The organism is Microcoleus sp. BR0-C5 (assembly GCF_036705045.1).
Lineage (GTDB): Bacteria > Cyanobacteriota > Cyanobacteriia > Cyanobacteriales > Microcoleaceae > Microcoleus.
Window position 1 is genome coordinate 1 of the sequence record NZ_JAUBTR010000122.1, and the last position, 6,992, is coordinate 6,992.

5 protein-coding genes and 2 pseudogenes are annotated in these 6,992 nt (G+C 41.6%); 1 reads left to right on the top strand and 6 read right to left on the bottom strand.

Annotated elements, in window-relative coordinates; translation table 11 throughout:
* A pseudogene (locus tag QUB08_RS30320) lies at positions 1-1,279 on the bottom strand (hypothetical protein); the annotation flags it as partial.
* A 420-nt stretch (positions 1,280-1,699) separates the two neighbouring features.
* Here QUB08_RS30320 and QUB08_RS30325 point away from each other — a divergent pair.
* The gene (locus QUB08_RS30325) at positions 1,700-1,969 is read left to right on the top strand and encodes a hypothetical protein (protein ID WP_333229809.1); all 270 of its coding nucleotides are present in this window, start codon (positions 1,700-1,702) and stop codon (positions 1,967-1,969) included.
* 375 nt (positions 1,970-2,344) lie between these two features.
* On the opposite strand, the gene QUB08_RS30330 is transcribed toward QUB08_RS30325, so the two are convergent.
* The 5 genes and pseudogenes from QUB08_RS30330 to QUB08_RS30350 form a co-directional block, all read right to left on the bottom strand.
* A complete protein-coding gene (locus tag QUB08_RS30330) occupies positions 2,345-2,548 on the bottom strand; it encodes a hypothetical protein (RefSeq protein ID WP_333229811.1) in 204 nt (67 codons plus the stop codon).
* A gap of 54 nt (positions 2,549-2,602) precedes the next feature.
* Positions 2,603-2,836 carry an ISAzo13-like element transposase-related protein gene (locus QUB08_RS30335; protein WP_333229812.1) on the bottom strand — a complete coding sequence of 78 codons (234 nt, stop codon included), beginning with the start codon at positions 2,834-2,836 and terminating at the stop codon, positions 2,603-2,605.
* Between the two features lie 44 nt (positions 2,837-2,880).
* Positions 2,881-3,921, bottom strand: a complete 1,041-nt coding sequence (locus tag QUB08_RS30340; RefSeq protein WP_333229814.1) for a hypothetical protein — start codon at positions 3,919-3,921, stop codon at positions 2,881-2,883.
* Between the two features lie 19 nt (positions 3,922-3,940).
* Positions 3,941-5,650 (bottom strand): SNF2-related protein, encoded by a 1,710-nt coding sequence (locus QUB08_RS30345; RefSeq protein ID WP_333229816.1) that lies wholly within the window; start codon positions 5,648-5,650, stop codon positions 3,941-3,943.
* Between the two features lie 468 nt (positions 5,651-6,118).
* Positions 6,119-6,992 (bottom strand): annotated as a pseudogene (locus tag QUB08_RS30350) (relaxase/mobilization nuclease domain-containing protein); the annotation flags it as partial.

Here is a 6,992-nt window from a genome sequence, read left to right on the forward strand (position 1 = left end):
CACAACCGCTCATGTCAGATTTTTTGTTTCCTACCCTTCTAGCATAACTGGGGTTATATTTAATTGCAAGCCCCTTAAGAACATTAATTAACGGAATTTTATCAAAAGCATCTCGACTCTTCAAATCCTCGGAGCTGACCTGACGATAATAAGTGAATTTGGCAAGGTTAATAATGGCGTTGTAGTTCTGAACTACCGACGCATGACTCAAATTTCCCCACTCCACGTATCCCTCGATTAAGTCACCAGCTTCTTTACCCAGTTCCTCAGATGTCTCAATAGCCATTCCTTCTTTGTACATCCTTACCATGTGAGGTTCCCTATTTGGCTCGTTAGTGCACTCGGTAAGCTTGAACTTCATTTGAAGAAAAGGCACAACTTTGGCTAGCCTCACCTCTGATAAACTGAGATCCTTCTCATTCTTCCGATACATCCAGCCAAGTAATCGACAGACGTGTTGTACATCTGCTTTCAATGTGGCGTCCTTAAGTCTTAACTTTTTCTGCATGAACTCAGCGAATTCCATAATTTCTCGGTCAAATTCGGGATTAGCTAAATACCAATTTGGCTCCACCTGAGCAAATGCAACATGGAGCATGGATAAACCCACCGGAGATAAAACCAATCGCCAATCCAGCCAAATTTTTGCAACTTGCTTTTTAGGAATAGCGACAAAATCTGAGTCAAAATATCCAAGCAGTACAGTTTCGCTAGATGTTCGCAATCCGGCACGGAAATCTTTCATATCCTCACGAATCCTCCTGCCATGTCCTTCCTTGAGGCGGTAAATAAGTTCAGGATTTTCCGGATCTGATTGGAGCCACTTTCGCGAAGTGGCCAATTTTAGCATATTATTCAGGTGAAACTTGAGCTGTTTTCGCTTGTTAGCTTCTTTCCAACCTTGCTCGTCAAAGAAATGTTCCGCATTTTGCAACACAATTTTTAGATCGGAAATCGGTCGTTGTTTGAGAAAAGAGATCGCTTTTGCCCTTTCCCCTTCGGTAGCTCGCTCCTTCTGAGGAACTGGCCCGCCTAAATATGGAGCGATAACGCGGGTTATCACCGTGTAGCTCATCGGGATGTAGCTAGGAGACTTAGACTCTAGTTGCTTTAAAAACTTCTGCCAGAACTCGAATAAATTCTGGGGTACCGCTTCTGGTAATTCTTTCTCATCCACAGGAGTCGGAATTGGGTTAGAATTAGTGATAATTCTATGACCGCGATGAGGGAGAATTTTATAGGATGCGTCTTGACCTGTTGGTGGCTTTTGTTTATCCATATGAACTCCTGTGTTATGGCGTAAGGTTTGCAGATGATAAAGTCTTATATATATTATATAACTTTATCGACGTTGTGAGTGCTGTCGGACTTTGGTATGGACGGCGAAGATTTGCAGACGAATACACTAATCCTGTCGGGTAATGACGAAAAAAACCTCACTCTGACTGACTTGTAGAGACGGAACACAGGCTGCAATTTCTGAAAAAGTTAGATAGTGACTGTTATATAGCTATCTAACCTCGAATTTTACAGCGTTTATACGTATAAACCAAAGTTATGTAAGTCAAGGAGTGTAGCTTTTGATATTTTTCCCAGCTAAGTGGTTATATAAGGGATTTGACGCCGGGGTAATTTCAAAAAACTACTAATTTGGTTTATGCCTATAAACAAACGAGTTTAATAACAAGGAGTCTGGGTAATGAAGAAACAAAAAAAAAAGCAAAAAACAGAGCGACCAGAATATTCAATAAAGCAAGCGCATCCGGGGCAGCAATGCCTCCGTAATGTACCAATTCTTTACGACGAAAAGAAGCATCCCATATCCCTTACTCTGACTCCAACTGCGATTAAAAAACTCACAGACTTAGCGTTAATGATTGGAGATTCTCGCAGCCAAGTTCTTGAACAGTTGTTGAGAAATATTACGCCTATACAAGCAAAAAGAATTATTGGCAAAAATCCTGAGTAAAATGAGGTGTGCTGCGCCGAGCGAATTTGAATTTGTGTAGTTTTGAAGACAAGCTTATAGAGAGTAATTATGAGCGATCCGAGCTACCACATCAAGCCGATCCCCCGCTTGGATTGCAAGCAAAGTCACAGATTTTAGATTTTAAATTTTAGATTGTCGGCTGCGACGGCAGTAGCAACTGAAATTGCTGCTCGCTCGGCTCAAAATTAGACTGGCAAAGCTAGTTCAAGGACAAAGCGCGGGCAACTATCGGCAAGTCGCTTGAACCCCGCAAATTACACCTCCCCAACAATCGCGTAAGAAATTATGTTAGTGGCTCTATCTCTTCTAGCGGTAGGAAATATATGCGGCCGGATGCGTCGCCTGCAACAACTGTTACTCCATCAGGTGCAACAGTGCAACAGGCGATCGGGCGTAAGCGTGTTTCTTGATGCCTACATCAGTTTGATTTCGAGGCAAAGCGGGGACAACTCGCCCCAAGCTGCTGAAACTTGTCAAATTGTGCCTCGCCAATAACTGCCCGAACTTCGGCTGTTGTAATTTTTCCGGTGGCGGAGCGCTGGTTTGTTGCTGCCCCACTGCTGAGAGGGAGTATCAAACTTAGGAATGAAAATTTAATAACTTTAGCGTTTGTTAAATAGTCGGCACTGCACGATAATTCAATTTTGGTAGATATTCATCAAAAATAATTTTCATTGTTTCTTTAAATCCATTAGCTACTTTTCGACCAGTTTCATAAATTTTCTCAATCACATTTACTACGACAGAAAGCCCGGTTTTAGTATGCGTTTTTGCCATGAGTTTTTTCACTAACTCAAGAGAAGTAAAAATCACTCCTTGACAGGCTCTAGTTACGTGAGGAAACAAACGATGTTCGCTCGGATTATACTTCGATGTATAGGGGTATACCCCTATCTAGTCCAAACTGTCGGGGAGATAATTTTAGCTGATAGATCATCTAAATAGAAATCGTAAACAGGTTCTCCTGATAATTCACAGCAAAGAGGTTCAATAATTTTAGTGAACGGATTCCAAACTATTGTTACAGTCCGTTTCGTTTTCTTTCTTTGCAACTCACATTGAAGATGTACTGTAGGTAGATGGATAATCATTGCACTGTGCAACCAAGCTTCTACACTCATTGCATAACGCTCTTGGATATCTAACAATTTTCGATCTAGCTCTCTATTAGTAGCTTCAATTCGAGCTAATTCTTTGTCTAATTCATCACCAATCAATTTTTTTAACTCAATCTTGTGGCGAATCCCAGAGCTAATCGTGTTGTAATAATCCTTGAGTCTTTCTTCATCCCTAGCTCTTGCTCTTGTTAATTTAGCCTGCCAATTATCTAAAGATTTTCCAATCAATATTCCACTTTGATGTTCGATTAACTTCAACAACTTATCAAAAGGAATAGATAATGGTGTTTCTTGATTATCCACATCCATTCTGTCCGAATCCCAAAATAAAGCATCCCCAATTTCTACTGGTGTTACTCCTGTTATTTCATTGATAATAAACGAAACTAAACCAATCCTTTTTTCTTCGGCATTCGCTGTGTAAGCCACATTACATAAAATGTAGCGAGTGGTTGATGGTTTAGCATCTACAAAACGAATTAACCCATTTTGAGGTTTGAATCTCTCTGGTATGCTTTTGTCAAAGCCCGTAGTTTTTAGATAGCCATCAAATTTTACACCCAAGGCACTCATCTGCCCTTTAACAGCTAATAGTTCAGATAATTTATTTAATACTTCTGAATGATAAGTAACAAAAACACTTTGAGGTACATCAGTGATGGTTGTAAAAGTTACTTCTTCTGGGAGAGAAAGTAACGAGGCTATGTTTTCATTTAACAGCGCATTTAAAATGTGTGACCCAGCCGGTTCAGCTATTCCGTCATGGAGAGCCACAATTTTTTCTAAAGTAGTAATTATTGGGTCTGATAACATATTTAATCAAATCAATGTTTTAAGCTTCAAAATCTTCGCCAAAAATCTGTTCATCCAGTTCTTGAATTTGCTCATATTGTTTTTGGGCTTTCAACAAATTATTTGCCAATTGCTCAAAAGCTTGATCTAATTCGGGTTTAACTTGATGCTTAAGCCAGATATCCATGACAACTTCACTAAAGTCAAATTCATCATCCACATTACCTAAAATTGTTTCAATTTCTCCGACTACCAGTTCAAACATATTAATTTTGTCGTGCAGTATCCGCAGAATATACTCTTCGATACTGCCTTTGAGACAGAAGTTAAAAATAAAAACATCCTGGGTTTGTCCGATGCGGTGGATACGACCAATGCGCTGTTCAATTTTCATTGGGTTCCAGGGCAGGTCATAATTAACGATCGCATTGGCAAACTGGATGTTACGTCCCTCACCGCCTGTTTCGGATGCTAAGAGTACAGAAACATTATCTCGAAATGCGGCTATAGCCTCATCTTTCTGTTTAAGGGACATTCCGCCAGTAAATTCTGCAAAGGGGATATTTGCCTCTTGCAGTATTTTAGCCAAATAGGTGCTAGTTGCTTTATGGGTTGTGAAAACTAAGGTTTTTTGGGAAGATTTGGAGAGCATCTCTACTAAGGTTTTTGCTTTCTCGACCTGCTTCACCTGGGCTGCTCGTCTTGCTAAAGACTTCAGTTCTTCATCGGGTAAGCGAAGAGTCAGTTGCTTGAGAGAGTCAGCCAAAGCACCAGGGGATGAACCCGCCCGCATCAGTAAATTAGTACGGGAGAGTCTGTCTAGTTTGTCCTCTGAAGAACGTAGATACTCGCTCAAGTCTTGGTAAAGTTTCTCCTCTCCGGCTGCCGGGGTAACGGTAATTGTGGTGGCGAAGCGTTTGGGCAGTTTGACATCTACTAGGGCGCGGGTATTTCGTACCATGACTTCCCGCATCAGAGAGCGTAACTTTTCGGGATTTTTAGGGACTCGTCCATTCCTAGAATCGACGTATTCTTTTTTAAAAGCGGCTTCTGTTTGTAGTAGTCCCGGTTTGAGGAGGGTTAGCAGATTAAACAGTTCCACAAGGGAGTTCTGCACTGGCGTAGCAGTAAGCATGAGGATAAACCGCTTATTGAGGGCGTTGACGAGTTTCCAGTTGAGGGTACTGCGATTTTTTAGATGGTGTGCCTCATCGACAACAACCAAATCCCAAGTACGACTGGTGACGTGAAGATAATGTTTAGCAGACTTAGCCGTGTTTAATGAAGCGATAATTCGCGGATTATTTGTCCAAAATTCGTCTATCGGTTGTTGTGGGTCACGGTTATCTGTGGTGATAGTAGCGATATTAAATTTGTCACTTAACTCTGATTGCCACTGGGAAACTAGGGATGCCGGAGTTAACACTAGGATGGACTTTACCATCCCCCTAGCTAAGTATTCGGCGATGATTAGTCCCGCTTCAATGGTTTTACCCAATCCGACTTCATCCGCTAGTAATGCCCGTCCACCCATTTGTCTGAGGACTTTTCGGGCTGTTTCAATCTGATACCAGTATTTGTCGATAGCAGTTAATGTGGGTAGGCAAATGAGTTGGTCATAGTCTGCCATTACCGAGAGGTTAAACAGGTCTAAACGCGCTTCGTAGAAGTTAAGCGGGTCGTATTTACCAGCTTTCAGGGCTTCTAAGGCAGTGGAAGGATTGAATTGAAATGTATAGTTTTTTTCCATATTTATAGTTTTTCCTTACTTGGTCTGCTAAACAGACCTGTCCGCTAGCCTAAAAGCTTTGCTAGGTAATAAGTGTAGTCATTATCATTAGCGTTTGAGGCTAAGAATACGGGCGACCCACGGCTAGAACCCTTTATTGTACAGCCAAGTTATGATGCTTGGTAGTGATACGGAAGTAGTGGTGAGACATAATCCTTGTCCCATAAGCAATACTTCGGACAGTTTTAGATCTAGTCGAGTCTCCGAAACCCTTACTGGCTATATACTGGACTATTTTTTCAAGGTTTAAGTAAGCGCGCTAAGTTTCAGAAAATGCGTAAAAAATGGCAGGACTTCCTCGCCCTCGGCTTACAGGGCCGTTAAAAAACTGTCCGAAGTATTGATCAACAGGTTTTATCAAACATATTGATTGATTTTATGAAACTAAGCACTTTGTTTAAATTCTAGACAAATTTAAGGTAGCAACAATTAATCCAGTTCGATGTCTTGGATGCGCTGTTTATAAGGTTGGTTATTTGGTTGAATATTTTGCTGTTCTTGCTCAATTAATTGTATCCAGATATCATTCCAACTTGACTGTGGATTGACAAGTTCTGCATTCGGTAGCAGCGCAAGCGCATTTCGAGCGAGGTGAGAATTTTCTGCAATCGCTATAATAACGCTATCGAGTTCTTGTAAAAATTGTATAGACAGTTGTGAAGCTCGTTCAATTCCTAGGTAAATTGTGGGTGGTGGTGTTGCAGAGTTATCCTGGTTATTTTCCTGTTCACTAAGCAAAATTGAAAGGGCTTCTATTGGGTTACAGGCAATCACAGCTCGCTCAATTTCTCCGGTAGTGGCTACCCAGAAAGCAGCTTCAGATGACAGGGGATGGGTTGTAGTAAAGTTGCCTCTTTCATCGAGAATAAAAGCGAACCGGGCTTCCCCCTCAAGCGTCCGTCCTGTAAAGACAGCCTTTTCTGAGCCGGCATACAGCCAAGAATGAGCGTGCAATAAATCGAGTAACTCTAAAGGTAAACTGTACTCGACTGCGAGATGCGAGCGCACTTTTTGCCACTGAGTTTCATTCCTTTCAGGCAGGATTGATAATGGCAACTCTAACTCATTGGCTGTTGCAGTCGTTGCAGGTGCGGTTGCTGCTAGCTCAGATTGTGACAACTCTAACTCATTTGCTGTTGCACTCGTTGCAGGTGCGCCTGCTACTAACTCGGATTGTGACGACTCTAACTCATTTGTTGTTGCACTCGTTGCAGGTGCGGTTGTTTCTAGCTCAGATTGTGACAACTCTAACTCATTTGCTGTTGCACTCGTTGCAGGTGCGCCTGCTACTAACTCGGATTGT

Coding starts and splice junctions, on each gene's coding strand:
- QUB08_RS30325 (WP_333229809.1), top strand. CDS start 1,700: ATGAAGAAACAAAAAAAAAAGCAAAAAACAGAGCGACCAGAATATTCA.
- QUB08_RS30345 (WP_333229816.1), bottom strand. CDS start 5,650: ATGGAAAAAAACTATACATTTCAATTCAATCCTTCCACTGCCTTAGAA.
- QUB08_RS30340 (WP_333229814.1), bottom strand. CDS start 3,921: ATGTTATCAGACCCAATAATTACTACTTTAGAAAAAATTGTGGCTCTC.